Origin of the sequence: Clostridium sp. DFI.5.61 (assembly GCF_024462915.1) — a bacterium.
In the GTDB taxonomy this organism is placed as follows: domain Bacteria; phylum Bacillota; class Clostridia; order Oscillospirales; family Oscillospiraceae; genus Lawsonibacter; species Lawsonibacter asaccharolyticus.
Window position 1 is genome coordinate 1 of the sequence record NZ_JANGBZ010000001.1, and the last position, 19200, is coordinate 19200.

Below are 19200 nucleotides of genomic sequence, written 5' to 3' on the forward strand. Positions count from 1 at the left end.
ACCCCATTGTGGGCCCCGGCCCCCTGCCGGGGACGGGGACCAACAGCTTTCTCTTTTACAGGAAAGGCGGCATAGCAGAAGCTGTAACAGATGAGGCGGGAAAAGGGACGCTGCAAAAAGCGCAGGAGCGCCAGCTCCTGCGCTTTTTATCATTTATCGAGATTGGGCGGAGTGAGATTTTTTGCTTGCCCCCTCCTAAAGAGTTTTTACGCCCCGGACTCAGTGGAGTAGCGCAGCCAGCTCCCTCAGGGTCTGGGGCAGGCGCTCCATCTGGATGCCCGGGTAGCTGATGACCAGAAAGTGCTGGTGCTCCGGGCCGGGGGAGGCGCAGAACTCCGACAGGAAGGAGAGGCGGATGCCCCGCGCACGGGCCAGCTGGGTCAGCTCCTGGTCGCCGCACTCCGTCTCCAGCCGGACCAGGAAGTGGAGCCCCGCGTCCGCACCGGAGATCTGGGCCCGGCCGGCCAGGCCGCTGGCCTCCAGGGCCTCCAGCACCTGGTCACGGAGGGCCCGGTAGCGGTTCCGGGCCCGGCTGAGGTGCTGCTCGAAGCGCCCCTCTGAGAGGAAGGAGGCCAGGGTGTACTGCTCCAGGGCGGGGACGGTGGAGGAGTAGAACCCCAGGCGCTGGTGATAGCGGTCCAGCAGGGTGGGAGGCAGCACCAGATAACTGATGCGCAGGGAGGGGGCCAGAGCCCGGGAGAAGGTGTTCAAATAGATGACCCGGTCCGCCTGGTCGATACTCTGGAGGGCAGGGATGGGAAGCCCTGTAAAGCGAAATTCGCTGTCGTAGTCATCCTCGATGAGATAGCGGTCCCCGCCCTGGGCGGCCCAGCGGAGCAGGGCCTGACGCCGCCCCGCCGGGGTGACGGCCCCGGTGGGAAACTGATGGGAGGGGGAGAGGTGGACCACCTGAGCCGGGGAGGCAGCGAGGGTCTGGGGGGAGATCCCCTGTCCGTCCACCGGGAGGGAGATGCAGCGGGCCCCGTTGAGGGCGTAGATCCTGGCGGGCTTTGGGTATCCTGGGTCCTCCACGCCATAGACCAGCTCCCGGCCCAGGAGCTGTACGATGAGGTTATACAGATATTCGGACCCCGAGCCCACCACGATCTGCTCCGGGGAGACGGAGAGGCCCCGCAGGCGGTACAGGGTGCCGGCGATGGCCTCCCGCAGCTCAGGGACCCCGCTGTGGGGCACGGGACGCAGGAGATCTGGACCACGCTGGGACAGTACCTGCCGCATCAGCTTGGCCCAGACAGAGAAGGGAAAGAGCTCTGTGCTCCCGCCGCCTCCCCGCAGATCCATCATCCAGGGCTGCCCCGGGGGCGGAGCATCGGTCCGGATGGGGGGCGGGGACGGGGGACGCAGGGCGGGCTCCAGCTGGGAGACGAAATAGCCGCTCTTTTCCCGGGAAACGATGTATCCCTCCGCGGCCAGCTGAGCATAGGCGCTCTCCACCGTGACGGCACTGACCTTCAGGTGCTCCGCAAGGCTCCGCCGAGAGGGGAGCCGGCTCCCGGCGGTCAGGCGGCCGCAGAGGATGTCATCCCGGATGCAGCGGCAGAGGTAGTCATAGCGGGGGATGGTCCCCCGCCGGTCCAGATCATATGTGAGCATGGTTGCCCTCCTATCTGGCCTGATAAAAAAGAACGAAACTGGACCTTTTCATCAGACCAGATAAGATTAAAATACAGACAGCGGAAAAATGCAAGGACATTTTTCCTGTGAACAGGACAAAAGGAGCGTAGAACGAGATGATTGGAGAAAAAACGAGAAAGCTGGTGTACGCGGCGCTGTTTGCGGCGCTGACCTGTGTGATGACCATGATCGTCAAGATCCCAGTGCCTGCCACGGGGGGCTATGTCAACCTGGGGGACTGCGTGGTGTTGCTGGCCGGGTGGGTGCTGGGTCCAATGTACGGCGGCGCGGCGGCTGGGCTTGGCTCTATGCTGGCCGACCTGGTCAGCGGATACCCTCTGTATGCACCTGGTACCTTTGTGATCAAAGCATGCATGGCGGTCTGCGCCTGGGCAGTATTCCGGGCGGCAGCCGGAGAAAAGCGGGGGCTGGCCGCCCGCATCGGCGGCGCCCTGGCGGGGGAGGCGGTGATGGTGGCGGGCTACTTCGCCTATGAAGGAGTGGTCCTTGGATTCGGCCTGGGAGCGGCGGCCGCCATCCCGGGCAACCTGATCCAGGGCGTTTTCGGCCTGGCGGTCTCGGTAGCCGCGGCGGAGGCCCTGTCCCGCAGCGGCGCGGTCAAGGAACTGTGACGGCCTGAACGGCTGCGCTCTGCCCCGGCCCCAGATGGGGGCCGGGGCAGAGCGCGTACTGCCTGCTGTCCCGCTTTCCGGCTGTTCCTGAAATTCCATCGAACCCTGTCGAGCGTTAAAATTTTTAAGCCGCTCCCCGCGGTATGAAACCCTCTGTCCCGGAGATACTGAAAGCACAGTATCATGGCAGGAGGTTCCAACAGATGCAAAACAAGGTGGAGATCTGCGGGGTAAACACGTCAAAGCTGAAGGTCCTGAAAAACGATGAGACCCAGGCCCTCCTGCTCCGGGCCAAGCAGGGGGACATGAAGGCCCGGGAGGAACTGATCGCGGGCAACCTGCGGCTGGTCCTCTCGGTGATCCAGCGCTTTGCCAACCGGGGGGAGAACGCGGACGACCTGTTCCAGGTGGGGTGCATCGGCCTCATCAAGGCCATCGACAACTTCAACACGGATCTGGACGTGCGCTTCTCCACCTATGGCGTGCCCATGATCGTGGGGGAGATCCGGCGGTACCTCCGGGATAACAGCACCATGCGGGTGTCCCGGGCCATGCGGGACACGGCGTACAAGGTGCTCCAGGCCAAGGAGGCCTATATGGCCGAGCACCAGCGGGAGCCAACCGTAGACGAGATAGCCAGGATGCTGGAGCTCAAGCGGGAGGAAGTGGTCTTTGCCCTGGATGCCATCGTGGACCCGGTCTCCCTCTACGAGCCGGTGTACTCCGACAGCGGGGATACCATCTGTGTCATGGATCAGGTGCGGGACAGCAAAAACACGGACGAGAACTGGCTGGAGCAGATCGCACTGCGGGAAGCCATTGCCAAGCTGTCGGACCGGGAGAAGCGCATCCTGTCCCTCCGTTTTTTTCAGGGAAAGACCCAGATGGAGGTGTCCACCGAGGTGGGGATCTCCCAGGCCCAGGTGTCCCGCCTGGAGAAGAACGCCCTGCGCCAGATCAAAAAGGACCTGTGAACAGCCGCCTCAGGGCGGCTTTACATATTTGTAGACTCAGCCCAGGGCTACGTCCAGGATCATCATGAGCAGGAACCCGGCCATTACCCCCAGAGTTCCGCCCCGGGAGGAGTGGTCCTCCAGGTGGGCGCCCGGGATCAGCTCCTCCACGACCACATACAGCATGGCGCCGGCTGCAAAGGAGAGCAGCCAGGGCATCAGCGGCTGGAGGCTGCCTACCATCAGAACGGTGAGCAGGGCGAAAATGGGCTCCACGACGCCGGACAGGGCCCCCATCCAAAAGGATTTGGCCCGGCTGAGCCCTTCCTGGCGCAGAGGCAGGGCGATGGCAGCCCCCTCGGGGAAGTTCTGGATGCCGATACCCAGGGCCAGAGCGACGGCGGCGGTGAGCTGGGCGGGGGTGTCCCCCTGGGAGGCCAGCGCAAAGGAGATGCCCACCGCCATCCCCTCCGGGATGTTGTGGAGAGTGACGGCCAGGACCAGAAGGGGGGTCCGGCGGCCCAGATGGCGGAAGGATTCAGGGGTGAGCTGGGGGAGCAGGGCGTCCATGGCCAGCAGGAAGGCGATGCCCAGGACGGACCCCCCAGCGGCCGGGACCCATCCCACCATGCCCATGGCCTCCGCCTCCTCGATGGCGGGGATCAGGAGGCTCCACATGCTGGCGGCGATCATCACGCCGGCGGCGAACCCCAGGAAGATCCGGTGGACCGTGGGGTCAGGGCGGCTCCGGAAGAAAAATACGGTGGCCGCCCCCAGGGCGGTGAGCAGAGCGGTGAACCCTGTTCCGCCGGCGGCCCATAACAGTGCCTGTGCCAATGTACTGTTCCTTTCCCGGCGCGGGTCACGCGCCGCTGTGATAGGCGGGGAGCGCACTGACGGCTCCCCCCGCTTCACACTATGCGGGAGGGGGTGTCCCGGTGCTCCTCCAGGGAAAATGAAAAACTTTGCCGTACCCCCTATGCAAAAGAGGAGAATTATATTAGAATAGGGATGAATCATTGATCTTGATGCGAGGAGTGTTTCCAATGGAACAGCCAAAGTATAAACGCGTGCTGCTGAAGATCAGCGGCGAGGCCCTGGCGGGGGATGCCTCCCGGGGACTGGACTTCAACGTGATCGGACAGGTGTGCGAGGTCATCAAGGAGTGCACCCAGCTGGGCGTGCAGGTGGGCGTCGTGGTAGGCGGCGGAAACTTCTGGCGCGGGCTGAAGGACGGCGGCGACCGGATGGAACGGGTCCGGGCCGACCACATGGGGATGCTGGCCACCAGCATCAACGCCCTGGCCCTGGCGGACGTGCTGGAGCAGAAGGGAGTGGACGTCCGGGTCCAGACTGCCATCGAGATGCGGGCGGTGGCGGAGCCCTATATCCGCTCCAGAGCCATCCGGCACCTGGACAAGGGCCGGGTGGTCATCTTCGGCTGCGGCACGGGGAACCCCTTCTTCTCCACGGACACAGCTGCGGTCCTGCGGGCGGCGGAGATCGACGCCGATGTGATCCTCCTGGCCAAGAACATCGACGGAGTTTATTCAGCCGACCCCAAGGTGGACCCCAAGGCGGTCAAATACGACACCATCACCTACGACGACGTGCTGGCTCAGCATCTCCAGGTGATGGACTCCACCGCCACCTCGCTCTCCATGGACAACAAGATCCCGGTGCTGCTCTTCGCTCTGAAGGACCCTCAGAACATCATCCGGGCGGTCATGGGAGAGAAGATCGGAACCATTGTAAAAGGCTGAACCAAGGCGCCAGCTGACAACAGAAAGGAAGATTCGACGATGAGCCCTGAGACAAAAGTTTACGATGCCAAGATGCAGAAGACCATCGAAGTGGTCAAGGCCAACTTCGCCTCTGTCCGTGCCGGACGGGCCAATGCCGGCGTGCTGGACCGTATTTTCGTGGAGTACTACGGCACGCCCACCCCGCTCAACCAGGTGGCGGCCATCTCCTCCCCCGACCCCCGCACCCTGATGATCCAGCCCTGGGACGGCACCCTGCTCAAGGCGATCGAGAAGGCCATCCAGACCTCTGACCTGGGCATCAATCCCCAGAACGACGGCCGGGTGATCCGCCTGGGCTTCCCCCAGCTGACAGAGGAGCGCCGCCGGGATCTGACCAAGCAGGTGCACAAGTACGGTGAGGAGGGCAAGGTGGCCCTTCGGAACATCCGGCGCGAGGCCATGGATGAGATCAAAAAACAGGTCAAGAAGAGCGAGATCACCGAAGATGACCAGAAGCAGCTGGAAAAGGAGCTTCAGGACCTGACCGACAAGCGGTGCAAAGAGGTGGATGAGCTGACCGCGAAAAAGGAGCAGGAGCTGATGGCGGTCTGAGCGATGCGGGCTGCACAATGCAGGATGCGGAATGTTCTCAAGACGTTCATTCTTCATTCTGCACGTGCGCTCTCAGCATTTTGTTTGGGTAAGGAAGATCAGATATGCCGCTGTTTACAAAGAAGCCTCAGCCGGAGGTACAGGTTGACTTTCAGGACCTGCCCCGGCATATCGCCATTATCATGGATGGAAATGGCCGGTGGGCCAAAAAGCGGGGGCTGCCCCGTTCGGCGGGACATGCCGCCGGGGCGGAGACTTTCCGCACCATCGCCACCTACTGCAAGGAGATCGGCCTGGAGTATCTGACGGTCTATGCCTTTTCCACGGAAAACTGGAAGCGGCCGGAGGATGAGGTGGGCGCCATCATGGGCCTGCTGAAGAAGTATCTGCTGGAGGCCATCGGACAGATGGAACGGGACAAGGTGAAGATGGAGTTTTTCGGGGACCTCTCTCCGCTGTCCCAGGAGCTCCGGGACCTGTGTGAGCAGACCCGACGCATCTCCAAGAGGTACGACGGCTGTCAGGTGAATATCTGCCTGAATTATGGCGGACGGGACGAGATCCTCCGGGCCGCCCGGGCCTATGCCCTGGACTGTGTAGAGGGGAGGGCGGACCCCAACCACCTGACACAGGAGAACTTCTCCGGCTACCTGTTCTCCCGCGGGGTGCCGGACCCGGACCTGATTATCCGCCCCAGCGGGGAGCTGCGCCTATCCAATTTCCTGCTGTGGGAGTCCGCCTATGCGGAGTTCTACTTTACGGATGTGCTGTGGCCGGATTTCAGCAAAGCAGAGCTGCTGCGGGCCATCGCCAGCTATCAGAGCCGGGCCCGGCGATTTGGAGGTATTTGAGAAATGGTGACGCGCATCCTCTCGGCTGTAGTATTGGCCCCGCTGTTTTTTGTTGTCCTGTTCTTTCTGCCGCCCGTCTTTCTCGCGGTACTGCTGGCATGCATCACCGCGCGGGCGTCCTTTGAGCTGCTGAGGGCCACCAAGGTGGCCCACCACAATGGAATGTATGTCTACACGGCGGCGGCGGCCGGCCTGATCCCCCTGACCTTCTGGCTGGGGTGGGGGAACTGGTCCCTGGCTGCCCTGTCCCTGCTGCTGATGGCCGCTCTTTTTCTGGGGGCCATCCGCCGCTTTGACAGCGGCAGCGCGATCTCCCTGGAGGATCTGCTGGTGTGTATGTTCGGCGGGATCGTGATCCCGGCGTTCCTGTCCACGCTGGTGCTGCTCAAGGGGATGGAGAGCGGCAGATATCTGGTCCTGCTGCCGGTGATCTCCGCTTTCCTCACGGATGCGGGCGCCTACTTCGTGGGGGTGTTCTTTGGGAAGCACAAAGGCATCACTCGGGTCAGCCCCAACAAATCACTGGAGGGCTATGCCGGCGGCATCCTGTTCGGGGGGCTGTTCATGCTGCTCTACGGAGCCATTTTGCATCAGTTCGGCGGGATAGAAGTGAATTTCCCTCTGATGGTGGTCTACGGGCTCGTGGGAAGCGCCATTACAGAGCTGGGGGATCTGTCTTTCTCTCTCATCAAGCGTCAGTATGGGATCAAGGACTATGGAAATGTGATCCCTGGCCATGGCGGGATGCTGGACCGCTTCGACAGCATGACCTTTGCGGCTCCGGCTCTCTGGCTGATGGTGACGCTGTTTCCAGCCTTTTAGGCGGATACGGTGGTCAGCGAGGAGTTTTGTCATATGAGCAGATGTATTTCAATATTGGGCTCCACCGGTTCCATCGGGCGGCAATCATTGGATGTGATTGCCGCCTGTGGCATGCGTGCGGCGGCGCTGACTGCCAACCGGAGCGTCCGGGAGCTGGAGGAGCAGGCACGCCGGTTCCGGCCGGAGCTGGCCGTCCTGATGGAGGAGGACGCCGCAGCTGATCTGAAGGTCCGCCTGGCGGACACGGGGGTCCGGGTGGCCGCCGGAATGGAGGGGCTGCTGGAGGCCGCCTCCCTGCCCGGTGCGGACACTGTGCTCACCGCAGTGGTGGGGATGGTGGGGCTGCGCCCCACCCTGGCCGCCATCCGGGAGGGAAAGCGCATCGCCCTGGCCAACAAGGAGACCCTGGTATGTGCGGGGGAGCTGGTGATGTCGGCAGCGGAGGCGTCCGGCGCGGAGATCCTGCCGGTGGACTCGGAGCACTCCGCCCTCTTCCAGAGCCTGGAGGGCTGCCGGGACCGGGGAGGTGTGAAGAGGCTGATCCTGACCTGCTCCGGGGGGCCCTTTTATGGGCGTACGGCCTCAGAGCTGAAAGGAATGACAAGGGAGGACGCCTTACAGCATCCAAACTGGTCCATGGGGGCCAAGATCACTGTGGATTCCGCCACTCTAATGAATAAGGGCCTGGAATTTATCGAGGCGATGCACCTGTACCACATGCCTCCGGAGAAAATTTCCATTGTGATCCACCGGGAGAGTATTATCCACTCCCTTGTGGAATACTGTGATAATGCCATGATCGCCCAGCTGGGGACGCCGGACATGCGTCTGCCCATCCAATACGCCCTGACCTGGCCTGAGCGCATCCCAGGACCGGCCTCACCGCTGGACCTGTGGAACTGTGGGCCGCTCACCTTCGGCACGCCGGATCTGGATACATTCCGCTGCCTTCCCCTGGCACTGGAGGCAGCGCGGACAGGCGGCACGGCGGGGGCCATCTTAAATGGGGCCAATGAGGCGGCGGTGGCCCGGTTCCTGGAGGGGAAGATCGGGTTCCTGGACATCGCAGAACAGGTCGCCCGGGCCATGGATCAGGTCCCTGTGGTCCAGCGGCCCACTCTGGAGGACATTCTGGAGGCGGACCGGGCGGCCCGCGCCGTATGAGACAAGGTCCAGACTGATTTTCTTTTGGAGGTTCTATGCTCGGTTCTGTTCTTTTTTATGTTGTCATCGCGGTACTGATCTTCGGCGTGCTGATCGCCACCCATGAGCTGGGGCATTTTGCCACCGCCAAGCTGCTGGGGGTGCAGGTGAATGAGTTCGCGGTGGGCATGGGGCCCGCTCTCTGGAAGAAGGAGAAGGGGGAGACACTTTACAGCATTCGTGCCCTGCCCATCGGCGGATACTGCGCCATGGAGGGGGAGGATGAGGAGAGCGACAACCCCCGGGCCTTCGGCCGGGCCAGCGGGTGGAAAAAGATCGTCATCCTCTGCGCCGGGGCTTTCATGAATTTTCTGACCGGCTTTGTGCTGATCCTGATCCTTTTTTCCCAGGCCACCGGTTTCGTGCTGCCCACCATAGACGGCTTTCTGGAGGGCTACGGTGTGGAGGACAGCGGGCTCCAGCCCGGGGACGTGGTCTACTCCCTGGACGGACACCGGATCTACAATTATAATAACCTGACCTTCTTTCTCGGTCGGGCAGGGGATACCCTGGATTTCGTGGTGCTCCGGGACGGCGAGAAGGTCCGCCTGGACGGCGTTGAGATGCCCCTCCAGGCCCGCACGGATGAGGAGGGGAAGACCACATACCTGCGGGGGATCAGCGTGGGGCGGGAGATCATCCCCGCCACCCTGGGCAGCAAGCTGCTGTACAGCTGGTACAACAGCCTGGATTTTGTGCGCACGGTCTGGATCAGCCTGGGAGATCTGGTCTCCGGGGTGGTTGGACTGCGGGACCTGTCAGGCCCGGTGGGCATCGTGACCACCATCTCCCAGGTGGGGACCCAGTCTGAGACGGTGGGGGACGCGGTGTATAACATCCTCTACCTGTCTGCGCTGATCGCAGTGAACCTGGCGGTGATGAATCTGCTGCCCCTCCCCGCGCTGGATGGGGGACGCATTTTCTTTCTGTTCCTGAACGGCCTGCTCTTCGGGCTGTTCCGCAGAAAGATCGACCCAAAGTATGAGGGGTACGTCCATATGGCGGGGCTGGCCCTGCTGCTGACCCTGTCTCTGGCTGTGACTTTCAGCGACGTGGGCAAGCTGTTCGGCGTCTAGCCGGACCAGATATGGGAAAGGAAGAGGTTTCAATGACCAGACAGATCCATGTGGGCGGCATCCCCATCGGCGGCGGGGCGCCGGTCACCATCCAGTCCATGACCAATACCCGCACCGACGATGTGGAGTCCACCCTGTCCCAGATCCGTTCCCTGGCTGCGGCTGGATGTCAGATCGTGCGGGTGGCGGTCCCTGATCGGGCCGCCGCCCGGGCGGTGGCCAAGATCAAGGAGGCCAGTCCGCTCCCAGTGGTGGTGGATATCCACTTCGACTATAAGCTGGCCCTGGAGGCCATCGCGGCCGGAGCGGACAAGGTCCGCATCAATCCGGGCAATATCGGTGGAGAGGACCGGGTCAAGGCGGTGGCAGACGCCTGCCGTCTGCGGGGCATCCCAATCCGCATCGGTGTCAATGGCGGCTCTCTGGAGAAGGGACTGCTGGCCAAATACGGCGGCGTCTGTCCGGAGGCCATGGTGGAGTCAGCCTTCGGCCACATCCGTCTGCTGAACAAATTCGATTTTGACGACATCTGTGTGTCGCTGAAGTCCTCCGGCGTCCCCATGACCATGCGGGCCTATCAGCTGATGAGAGAGAAAAGCAATTATCCTTTACATATTGGCGTTACCGAGGCCGGGACGGTCCGGATGGGCACCCTGAAGTCTGCGGTGGGCATCGGGGGCCTGCTGGCCCTGGGGATCGGGGACACCATGCGGGTCTCCCTCTCCGCCGACCCGGTGGAGGAGGTCTACGCGGCCCGGGACATCCTGAAGGCCGCCGGGGTCCGGCGGGAGGGGGCAGAGCTGGTCTCCTGTCCCACCTGCGGGCGGACCCGCATCGATCTGATCGGCCTGGCTACCCAGGTGGAGGAGCGGCTGAAGGGGGTGGACAAGCCCATCACGGTGGCGGTGATGGGCTGTGCCGTCAACGGGCCGGGGGAGGCGTCTGCCGCCGACTGCGGGATCGCGGGCGGCATCGGCGAAGGCCTCCTGTTCCGAAAAGGGGAGATCGTGAAAAAGGTCCCCCAGGACCGGCTGGTGGACGAGCTGTTTGCCCTGATCGAGGAACTGTAACACAGGGGGCGCTCCACCATCCCACTGACTGAGAATCAAGCGCAAGGAGCATCTGCATCATGTCCAAGAAGATCCCATTTTTACAAATGTTTGCTGCCCTGTGCCAGTGGCAGGAGTTGGCGGAGGCCGTAGAGGGCTGGGTCATTGTGGCCGCGGCCATTGACAAGGCCAGCCGGAGCGCCCTGGTGACCCTGGATGGGGCCAGGGGAGCCGGGGCCAATCTGATCCGCCAGGCAGAGGAGGCCGTGGCCCGGTGCTACGGGCTCGCCTCAGTGAAGTTTCAGATGGCGGCCCCGGAGCCGGAGACCCCCGCCGAAGCGCCGGCACCGGCGGCTCCTTCTGTGCCTGCCTCCGCGCCCCAGACCCGCCCGGCCCATCCTCGGCAGGGGGAGAGCACGGCACCGGAGATGGACGCCTTCGCGCGGACGGAGGCCATTCGGCGGGAGGCGCTGCGGAAGGCCCGGGGGAGCGCGCCGGCGGCCAGACCCAAGGGAAAAGGGGAGGGCAAGCCCTCCGGCAAGACGATTTTCGGGCATGTCATCAAGAAGCGGCCCACCCCCATCGGGGAGCTGGAGCTGGACATGGGCATGGTGGTCATCGAGGGCGATGTCTTTGCCGTGGACAACCGGGAGCTGAAAAAGCGGGGCGCCTGGGTGGTGGCCTTCGATCTGACCGACTACACCGGCTCCATTCGGGTGAACAAATTCTTCCCCGGAGACGAGGGCAAGCCCATCGTGGACGGGGTCAAGAAGGGGATGCACCTCCAGATCCAGGGCCGGCTGAACATGGACCGGTTCTACGGCGACATGGTGCTGGAGCCCATGTCCATCATGGCGGTGCCCAAGCCTATGAAGATGGATGACGCGCCGGAAAAGCGGGTGGAGCTCCACCTGCACACCACCATGTCCGCTATGGACGCCCTCACCTCGGTCGGTCCCAAGCTGGGGCCGGACAAAAACGTGGTCAAGCGGGCGGAGGCCTGGGGCCACCGGGCCATCGCCATCACCGATCACGGGGTGGCCCAGTCCTTCCCGGATGCGTGGCACTCCGCCAAAAATATCAAGATCCTGTACGGCGTGGAGGCGTACTACATCAACGACGTGGATGACAGAGTAGTGGTCCACGGGGAAACAGAACAGCCCTTTGACCAGGAGATCGTCTGCTTCGACATCGAGACCACAGGGCTGAACCGGAAGTACGAGGTCATCATCGAGATCGGCGCCGTAGTGCTGAAAAACGGGGAGATCACCGACCGCTTCAACACCTTTGTCTCCCCCGGCCGCATCCTGAGTCCGGAGATCATCCGCCTGACCGGTATCACCGATGAGATGCTGGTGGGGGCCCCCTCCCAGGAGGAGGCCCTGCGGGCTTTCCTGGCTTTTGCCGGGGACCGGCCCCTGGCGGCCCACAACGCCGACTTCGACATGGGCTTTATCGCCGCCGGCTGCCGGAAATACGGCATTCCCTTCCACAATCCCTCCATCGACAGCCTGATCCTGGCCCAGAACCTGCTGCCTGACCTGGGCAAGTACAAGCTGGACATCGTGGCGGAGCACCTGCACCTGCCCGCCTTCAATCACCACCGGGCCAGCGACGACGCGGCCACGGTGGGCTACATGCTGCCCCCGTTCTTTAAGATGCTGGAGGAGATGGGCCTGCGCCACCTGGGGGAGATCAACGGGGCCATGGTCCACCTGCGCAAGGGAGGAAAGGCCAAGCGCCAGCCCAAGCACCTAATCGTGCTGGCGCGGAACCAGACCGGTCTGCGTAACCTGTACAAGCTCATCTCCCTGGGACATCTGGACTACTTCAAGCGTTACCCCATCATGCTCAAAAGCGTCATCAACGAGAACCGGGAGGGGCTGATCCTGGGCTCCGCCTGCGAGGCGGGCGAGCTCTTCCGGGCGGTGGCGGACGGCAAGGACTGGGAGGAGCTCAAGCGCATCGCCTCCTGGTACGATTATCTGGAGATCCAGCCCCTGTGCAACAATATGTTCATGCTCCGCAAGGGGATGGTCCGCACAGAGGAGGAGCTGCGGGACTTCAACCGGGCCATCGTGGCCCTGGGGAAGGAGCTGGGCAAGCCGGTGTGCGCCACCGGCGACGTCCACTTCCTGGACCCGGAGGACGAGATATACCGCCACATCCTTCTGGCCTCCAAGGGCTTTGAGGACGCGGACGAGCCCCTGCCCATCTACTTCAAGACCACCACCGAGATGCTGGAGGAATTTTCCTATCTGGGGAAGGAGACCGCCTACGACGTGGTGGTGAGGAATACCAATCTCATCGCGGACTGGTGCGAGCCCATTGAGCCCCTGCCCAAAGGACTGTTTGCCCCCAAGCTTGAGGACTCCGACGGGGAGCTGAAGCGGCTGGTATGGGGCAAGGCCCATGAGCTCTACGGCGAGGAGCCGCCCCAGATCGTGGTGGACCGCATCAACGTGGAGCTGGGGGATATCATCCGCTGCAAGTACGACGTGATCTACATGTCCGCCCAGAAGCTGGTGCAGAACTCCCTGGAGCACGGCTATCTGGTGGGCTCCCGTGGATCGGTGGGCTCCTCTCTGGTGGCATTCATGTCGGGCATCACTGAGGTCAACTCCCTGCCCGCCCACTACCGCTGCCCCAAGTGCAAGCACTCGGACTTTGACTACGCCCAGGACCCCGCCCACCCCTACGGGTGCGGGGCGGATATGCCCGATATGAACTGTCCCGTCTGCGGCACGCCCTATGTGAAGGACGGCTTCAACATCCCCTTCGAGACCTTTCTGGGCTTCGGGGGAGACAAGGTGCCCGATATCGACCTGAACTTCTCCGGCGAGTACCAGTCCAGCGCCCACCGGTACACCTTTGAGCTGTTTGGACAGACCCACGTGTTCCGAGCCGGGACCATTGGTACGGTGGCGGAAAAGACGGCTTTCGGCTATGTGAAGAAGTACCTGGAGGAGCGGGGGAGGACGGCCTCCAAGGCGGAGGAGAACCGCCTGGCCATCGGCTGCACCGGCGTCAAGCGCACCACCGGCCAGCACCCCGGCGGCATGGTGGTCATCCCCCAGGACAAGGAGATCTATGACTTCTGTCCCGTACAGCACCCGGCGGACGACCCCAATACCGATATCGTCACCACCCACTTCGAATATCACTCCATGGAGTCCAACCTGCTGAAGCTGGACATGCTGGGACACGATGACCCCACTATGATCCGAATGCTTCAGGACCTGACTGGGGTGGACCCCCAGAAGATCCCACTGGATGACCCGGAGACCATGTCTATCTTCCAGTCCTCCAAGGTGCTGGGCTATGAGAACGACAAGATCCTGGGGCCCACCGGCGGCACTGCCATCCCGGAGTTCGGCACCTCCTTCGTCCGGGGGATGCTGGAGGACACCCAGCCCAACCAGTTCGATATCCTGGTCCGCCTGTCCGGCTTCTCCCACGGAACCGACGTGTGGCTGGGCAACGCCAAGGACCTGATCACCTCGGGCACCGCCAAGGTCAGCGAGGCCATCGGTTGCCGGGACGACATCATGCTGTTCCTGATCTCCAAGGGGATGGACCCCAAGCGCTCCTTCAAGATCATGGAGGCGGTGCGGAAGGGCCGCGGCCTGCCGGAGGGGGCGGAGGAGGAGATGAAGGAGCACGGGGTGCCTGACTGGTACATCGGCTCCTGCAAGAAGATCGCCTATCTGTTCCCCAAGGCCCATGCGGTGGCCTATGTGATGATGGCCTTCCGCATCGCCTGGTTCAAGGTCCACCGGCCTCTGGCCTTTTACGCCGCCTACTTCTCCATCCGGGCCAAGGCATTTGACCAGGAGTTCATGTGCCAGGGGATGGATGTGTGCCAGAAGAAGATGAGGGAGATCATCGCCAAGGACAAGGACGCCTCCGCGGTGGAGCAGGACATGCTTACCACCCTGGAGGTGTGCTATGAGTTCTATCTGCGTGGATTCACCTTCCGAAGGATGGACCTGTACCTGTCGGACGCCCTCCACTTCCGGGTGGACGAGGAACACAAGGCGCTGATCCCGCCCTTCATCTCGGTGGCGGGGCTGGGGGAAACGGCGGCCCTGTCTCTGGCGGAGCAGGCTAAGGGACGGAGGTTCATCTCTGTGGAGGAGGTCTCCGCTGCCTGCCCCAAGGTCTCCAAGACCCACATCGACAAGCTGACGGAGGCGGGGGCTTTCGGAGATATGCCGGCCACCAGCCAGCTGGACCTGTTCGCCATGCTGGGGTGACCGATGGAACGGTCTGCACAGATGGATGGGATCCCTATTACCCTTTGGACTGATTTAGTATATAAATATTGCCCCATCGTCATTTCAACGATGGGGCAATCCTTGGCAGGAACAGTTGACAAATTCTAATTTACTCAAGTTCTCTCTTGAAGAAAAAAAGACTATCCACTCGCTGAACAAATTCCCAGCCTTCACTTCCAAGTTCGTTCAATTTTGTTTCAAATTCTTGTATTATTTTTTCATATCCTTTTGTCGTTATAGGTATAGTTGTCGCTATTGTTGTAACCTTATATTCGTATTTTTTCATTGTTCTTACCTCCACAACTTCAGATTTATCTTTTTATTTACTTTAACATATTTTTATGCCTTAATCAACGCATAGTGAAATCGACGGAGTTGGAACACATCAGCCCAAAAGGTAAAAGGGAGTAGATGGGATCGAGGTTGCCGGATGCCCGGTTCTGTGTTAGGATAGAGGCAGATCGTGGAGAGGTCGGGGTCCTGATCCGTCTGTCTGTCCCGCACCAGAGCGGGGAACAGAGGGGGAGGATCTTGACTCAGAAAGAGTTTCAGAAAAAAGAAAAAGGAGTTGTTTTTTATGCTGGACGCAAAGGTCGCGCAGCTGCTCAACGAGCAGGTCAACAAGGAGTTTTATTCCGCCTATCTGTACCTGGATTTCTCCATCTACTATGAGGAGGAGGGCCTGGATGGCTTTGCCAACTGGTACAAGATCCAGGCGCAGGAAGAGCGGGATCACGCCATGCTGATGGTGCAGTATCTCCAGAACAACGGCGGAAAGGTGACGCTGGAGGCCATCGCCAAGCCCGACAGGGAGCTGACCAGCCGCCTGCGGGTGCTGGAGCTGGGGCTGGAGCACGAGCGGTATGTCACCGGCCTGATCCACACGCTGTATGAAGCCGCTTACAGCGCCAAGGATTTTCGGACGATGCAGTTCCTGGACTGGTTCGTCAAGGAGCAGGGTGAGGAGGAGAAGAACGCCGAGGACCTGATCAAAAAGATGAAGCTCTACGGCGAGGACGCCAAGGGGCTGTATATGCTCAACAGCGAGATGGCCGCCCGGGTCTACACCGCCCCCTCTCTCGTGCTGTGACCCCAATTTGCTTTGCGCGGAGCAGGACCGGAACGGGTCCTGCTCCGCGCCGCTTTTTCCGGGGTGCAAGATTTTTCTTGACAGCACTTTCTTATAGTAGTATATTAGCGTAGTAAAGAATGAAAGCGGAGACAGCGCGCTGTCCCGCGGTTGACAAGGAGCCAGATCATGAAATTGACTGTCAATACCCCGGAGGGCACCCGCGACCGTCTGTTTGCCGAGTGCATGGGCCGCCGACAGGTGCAGGAGCGGCTGATCCGTCTCTTCCGCCAGCGGGGCTATCGGGAGGTGTCCACCCCGGAGACGGAGTTTTACGACCTGTTTGCCCGCTCGGGCAGTGCCATCCCCCAGGAACAAATGGTACAGGTGTTCGACCAAAGTGGGAAGCTCTGCGTCATGCGGCCGGATTCCACCACCCCCATCGCCCGGGTGGCGGCCACAAAGCTTCGGGCCCTGCCCCTGCCCCAGCGGCTGTACTACGACCAGACCGTGTACCGGGCCGGGCCGGCCCACAGCGGCGGGAACCGGGAGCTCCCCCAGTGCGGGGTGGAGCTGATCGGAGCCGCCGGGATGAAAGCGGATCTGGAGATGGTGGCCACAGCAGTGGACGCCCTGCGGGTGTGCGGGGCCTCACGGTTCCATGTGGAGCTGGGCCACGCCGGCTTCTTCCGGGATGTGGCCGCCCGGATGGAGCTGGAGGAGGGGGAGATGGAGCGGATGCGGGCCCTGATCGAGGGCAAAAACTTCGCCGCCCTGCGGGATATGCTCGCCCCCTTCCGGGAGAACCCCGCCAGCGCGGCCCTGCTGCGCCTCTCCCGGCTGTTCGGCGGGCCGGAGGTGCTGGATGAGGCGGAGGCGCTGGCCGGGGAGACGGAGGCGGTGGAGTACCTCCGAGCCCTGTACGGGGAACTGTCCGCGGCGGGATACGGCGCGCTGGTCCGCTTTGACCTGGGGATGGTCCACCAGATCGACTACTATACTGGCGTGGTCTTCCGGGGCTATGTGGAGGGAGCAGGGGATGCGGTGCTGTCTGGCGGACGCTACGACTCGCTGGTGGGGGTATTCGGCCGGGAGGCCCAGGCCACCGGCTTTGCCGTAGATGTGGACGCTATGGCCCGCACCCTGCCCGAGGCTGCCCCATCCGCGCTGGACACTGTGGTCCACTACGCCCCCGGCTACTTGGCCAAGGCGCTGGAGGCGGTGGACAGCCGGCCGGCGGGGACCTGTGAGCTCTCCCCCTGCCGCACGCTGGAATCCAGCTGCAGCCTGGCCAGGGAGAAGGGCGCCAAGACTGTGCTGGTCTTTGATGTGACCGGAGAAAGGGTGGTGAAGGTATGAGCGGCCGTCTGCGTATCGCCCTGACCAAGGGGCGGCTCCAGGACAAGTCGGTGGAGCTGTTTGAGAGGATGGGGCTGGACTGCACCCCCGTCCGGGACCCGGGGCGGCGGCTGGTCCACGCCATCCCCAACTATCCCCTGGACGCTGTGCTGGCCAAGGCGCCCGACGTCATCACCTATGTGGAGCACGGGGTATGTGACCTGGGGGTGGTGGGCAAGGATACCATCCTGGAGAAGGGGGGCGCCTTCTATGAGGTGCTGGACCTGGGCTTCGGCCGCTGCCGCTTCGCTCTGGCAGTGAAGGAGGGGACCGACTTCTATGGGACCTATAAGACCCGGCGAGTGGCTTCCAAGTATCCGGCGGTGACCCGGGCCTTTTTCGCGGAGAAGGGGATGGATGTGGACATCATCAAGATCGAGGGCAGCGTGGAGCTGGCCCCCATCCTCTCTCTGACGGATGCCATTGTGGATATCGTGGAGACCGGGGCTACCCTGAAGGCCAACGGCCTGGTGCCCATCGAGACAGTGGCCCCGGTGTCCGCACGGCTGATCGTCAACACCGCCAGCATGAAGCTGCACAAGAGCCAGATCAACGATTTTATCGACCGCTGTGAGGCGGAATTGGAGAGAGACATATGATTTCCATCATCAAAGCGGATGGCACTTCCGAGGTGCGGCAGCTGGAGGCCATGCGCGCCCGCGCCGCACAGAAAAACGCAGATATCGAGCTGGCTGTCTCAGCAGTCATGCAGAATGTAAAGGGAAATGGCCTTTCGGCTGTCCGGGACTACTCCCGGCAGTTTGACCATAGGGAGCCCTATGAGCTCACCAGGGCGCAGCTGGAGGAGGCCTACCGCAGCTGTCCGGCGGAGCTGATCGCCGCCCTGGAGCACGCCGCGGCCAATATCCGGGACTACAACGAGAAGCTGCTCTCCCGGACCATGGAGTGGACCTCACCGGACGGAGGCCGGGTGGGCCGGATCGTCCGGGGGCTGAGCCGGGTGGGCATCTACGTCCCAGGCGGGACCGCCGCCTATCCCAGCAGCGTGCTGATGAACGCCGTCCCCGCCAAGGTGGCGGGGGTGGAGGAGATCGTCATGGTGACACCGCCCACCGAGAATCTGAACGCCGCCGTGCTGGCGGCGGCCCGCATCGCCGGCGTGGACCGGTGCATTGCAGTGGGCGGCGCCCAGGCGGTGGCCGCTCTGACCTACGGGGCGGGCTTCATCCCCCGGGTGGACAAACTGGTGGGGCCTGGCAACGCCTATGTGGCCGCCGCCAAACGCCTGGCCTACGGCAGTCTGGACATCGACATGGTGGCCGGCCCCTCGGAGGTGCTGGTCATTGCCGACAGGCCGGCGGACCCGAAGTACGTGGCCGCGGACCTGCTCAGCCAGGCGGAGCACGACCGGCTGGCCTCAGCCGTGCTGCTCACCGACAGCTGGGAGCTGGCCCAGGCGGTGGACCGGGAGGTGGTCCGGCAGACCGGGTATCTGGAGCGCTCGGAGATCATGGAGGAATCCCTGCGGGACTTCGGGTGCGCCATCGTCTGTGACAGCCTGGAGCGCTGTGTGGAGCTGGCAAACGAGATCGCCCCGGAGCACCTTGAGATCATGACGGAGGAGCCCAGGGCCCTGCTGCCTCTGGTGAAGAACGCCGGAGCGGTCTTCCTGGGGGCCTATACGCCGGAACCCCTGGGGGACTATCTGGCCGGCCCGGACCATGTGCTGCCCACCAGCGGCACCGCCCGCTTCTTCTCGCCCCTGAGCGTGGACAGCTTTTTGAAGACCATGAGCGTGCTGGAATTCGACCGAGCCGCCCTGGCGCCCATTGCCGGGGAGATTATCACACTGGCAGAGACCGAGCATCTGACTGCCCACGCCAACTCCATCCGGGTGCGGATGGACGGCTGACGGCC

General features: G+C 62.7%; 17 protein-coding genes. 14 read left to right on the forward strand and 3 right to left on the reverse strand.

The genetic code is table 11. The annotated features are described in order from the left end of the window. Window positions 1-219: 219 nt before the first annotated feature. Entirely contained in the window at window positions 220-1614 is a 1395-nt protein-coding gene (locus tag NE584_RS00005) for a PLP-dependent aminotransferase family protein (protein ID WP_108981267.1), read from the reverse strand. A 137-nt stretch (window positions 1615-1751) separates the two neighbouring features. Here NE584_RS00005 and NE584_RS00010 point away from each other — a divergent pair, with 137 nt between their 5' ends. Next, window positions 1752-2267 carry an ECF transporter S component gene (locus NE584_RS00010; RefSeq protein WP_050624726.1) on the forward strand — a complete coding sequence of 172 codons (516 nt, stop codon included), beginning with the start codon at window positions 1752-1754 and terminating at the stop codon, window positions 2265-2267. A gap of 203 nt (window positions 2268-2470) precedes the next feature. Further along, entirely contained in the window at window positions 2471-3241 is a 771-nt protein-coding gene (gene sigG / locus NE584_RS00015; protein ID WP_256181192.1) for an RNA polymerase sporulation sigma factor SigG, read from the forward strand. A gap of 36 nt (window positions 3242-3277) precedes the next feature. Here sigG and NE584_RS00020 read toward each other — a convergent pair whose 3' ends face one another. After that, window positions 3278-4057, reverse strand: a complete 780-nt coding sequence (locus tag NE584_RS00020) for a ZIP family metal transporter (RefSeq protein ID WP_050624728.1) — start codon at window positions 4055-4057, stop codon at window positions 3278-3280. 209 nt (window positions 4058-4266) lie between these two features. Between NE584_RS00020 and pyrH the strand changes: the two genes are divergently transcribed. The 8 genes from pyrH to NE584_RS00060 all read left to right on the forward strand — a co-directional run bounded on the left by pyrH (window position 4267) and on the right by NE584_RS00060 (window position 14834). Then, a complete protein-coding gene (gene pyrH, locus NE584_RS00025) occupies window positions 4267-4983 on the forward strand; it encodes a UMP kinase (RefSeq protein ID WP_050624729.1) in 717 nt (238 codons plus the stop codon). 39 nt (window positions 4984-5022) lie between these two features. Beyond that, window positions 5023-5577 carry a ribosome recycling factor gene (gene frr / locus NE584_RS00030; protein ID WP_050624730.1) on the forward strand — a complete coding sequence of 185 codons (555 nt, stop codon included), beginning with the start codon at window positions 5023-5025 and terminating at the stop codon, window positions 5575-5577. A gap of 104 nt (window positions 5578-5681) precedes the next feature. Then, window positions 5682-6428: an isoprenyl transferase gene (locus NE584_RS00035; protein WP_050624731.1), complete on the forward strand. Its 747-nt coding sequence runs from the start codon at window positions 5682-5684 to the stop codon at window positions 6426-6428. 3 nt (window positions 6429-6431) lie between these two features. Then, complete coding sequence (locus NE584_RS00040) at window positions 6432-7250, forward strand: phosphatidate cytidylyltransferase (protein WP_050624732.1); 819 nt, start codon at window positions 6432-6434, stop codon at window positions 7248-7250. Window positions 7251-7283: 33 nt separating this feature from the next. Next, a complete protein-coding gene (locus NE584_RS00045; RefSeq protein ID WP_050624733.1) occupies window positions 7284-8414 on the forward strand; it encodes a 1-deoxy-D-xylulose-5-phosphate reductoisomerase in 1131 nt (376 codons plus the stop codon). A 35-nt stretch (window positions 8415-8449) separates the two neighbouring features. Next, entirely contained in the window at window positions 8450-9529 is a 1080-nt protein-coding gene (locus NE584_RS00050; RefSeq protein WP_050624734.1) for an RIP metalloprotease, read from the forward strand. 32 nt (window positions 9530-9561) lie between these two features. Beyond that, window positions 9562-10599 carry a flavodoxin-dependent (E)-4-hydroxy-3-methylbut-2-enyl-diphosphate synthase gene (ispG, locus tag NE584_RS00055; protein WP_256181202.1) on the forward strand — a complete coding sequence of 346 codons (1038 nt, stop codon included), beginning with the start codon at window positions 9562-9564 and terminating at the stop codon, window positions 10597-10599. 59 nt (window positions 10600-10658) lie between these two features. After that, the gene (locus tag NE584_RS00060; RefSeq protein ID WP_050624736.1) at window positions 10659-14834 is read left to right on the forward strand and encodes a PolC-type DNA polymerase III; all 4176 of its coding nucleotides are present in this window, start codon (window positions 10659-10661) and stop codon (window positions 14832-14834) included. 130 nt (window positions 14835-14964) lie between these two features. On the opposite strand, the gene NE584_RS00065 is transcribed toward NE584_RS00060, so the two are convergent. Next, window positions 14965-15141, reverse strand: coding sequence for a DUF4177 domain-containing protein (locus NE584_RS00065; RefSeq protein ID WP_256181203.1), 177 nt, complete (start codon window positions 15139-15141; stop codon window positions 14965-14967). 291 nt (window positions 15142-15432) lie between these two features. On the opposite strand from NE584_RS00065, the gene NE584_RS00070 reads away from it, so the two are divergent. The 4 genes from NE584_RS00070 to hisD all read left to right on the forward strand — a co-directional run bounded on the left by NE584_RS00070 (window position 15433) and on the right by hisD (window position 19195). Next, on the forward strand, window positions 15433-15945 hold the full coding sequence (locus NE584_RS00070; RefSeq protein ID WP_050624737.1) for a ferritin: 513 nt from the start codon (window positions 15433-15435) through the stop codon (window positions 15943-15945). 168 nt (window positions 15946-16113) lie between these two features. Continuing rightward, window positions 16114-17283, forward strand: a complete 1170-nt coding sequence (hisZ, locus tag NE584_RS00075; protein WP_256181205.1) for an ATP phosphoribosyltransferase regulatory subunit — start codon at window positions 16114-16116, stop codon at window positions 17281-17283. Next, window positions 17280-17921, forward strand: coding sequence for an ATP phosphoribosyltransferase (hisG, locus tag NE584_RS00080; protein WP_050624739.1), 642 nt, complete (start codon window positions 17280-17282; stop codon window positions 17919-17921). Before hisZ ends, hisG begins: the two co-directional genes overlap by 4 nt. Beyond that, window positions 17918-19195, forward strand: coding sequence for a histidinol dehydrogenase (hisD, locus tag NE584_RS00085; RefSeq protein ID WP_256181206.1), 1278 nt, complete (start codon window positions 17918-17920; stop codon window positions 19193-19195). The genes hisG and hisD overlap by 4 nt, the downstream gene beginning before the upstream one ends. The last annotated feature ends 5 nt before the right edge of the window (window positions 19196-19200 follow it).